Source organism: Mycobacterium sp. 852002-51961_SCH5331710 (assembly GCF_001665535.1).
GTDB lineage: Bacteria > Actinomycetota > Actinomycetes > Mycobacteriales > Mycobacteriaceae > Mycobacterium.
In genome coordinates, this window is record NZ_LZSQ01000067.1 from 1 (window position 1) to 716 (window position 716).

Below are 716 nucleotides of genomic sequence, written 5' to 3' on the forward strand. Positions count from 1 at the left end.
TTAACTCCTTGGTGTGCAGGCGAATCGAGCGCGCGCGTGACAGCGCGAAACGCTCACAGTGCTGAGTGCTGGTGCGGGCCGGTCAACGGCAACACCTGTGCCACCAAGGGCATGGGGTGCGCGATTCGTGTTCAGCTCCGGGCCGGGGTCGACCGCGCGTTCCCCACCAGCTTAGCCGAGGCCTTTGGGTCGGGCGTGCGGCCGGATCGCCGACGACCATGAGGGTTTCGGTGTCGGGTCAGCGGTCGGTGCCGCGCCCGACCGCAATCCCTCGACCGGACGGTCAGACGGCGGTGGTGTGGACTGCGGTCGCGCGAGGTGCGGTTTGTCTGCGATGAGCGACCGGGCCGCTTCGGCGACCAGTGCGGGGTCCAGTTCGCCGGTCTCGGCGTCAGTGAAATCCGTTGTTCCGGACTGCCAAATATCGCTTGGGTCGATGAGACTTTCGGCAGCCAGCCGCTCAATCTCACGGTGGTGCATCGCGCCGATTTGGGTGATCAGCCGCTCATTGTCGCCCTCAGCGGTGCGGGCTCGCTCGCGGAGGTGTTGCGCTTCGCGCCGCAATTGGCGGATATGCGCAACCGTCCTTTCGTCGAGCCCGGACTCGTCCAGTGACGGGGCTTCGGGCTGTTGCTCAGCACCCGTGGCCGCCGTGGCCGGCGGTTCTGTGGCGAGCATCCTGGGCGGCATCGCGGCCGGTGTCGGCGACGGCGGTG

At 67.7% G+C, this 716-nt stretch carries 1 pseudogene; it reads right to left on the minus strand.

The annotated features are described in order from the left end of the window. Positions 1-171: 171 nt before the first annotated feature. A pseudogene (locus tag A5752_RS27970) lies at positions 172-716 on the minus strand (hypothetical protein); the annotation flags it as partial.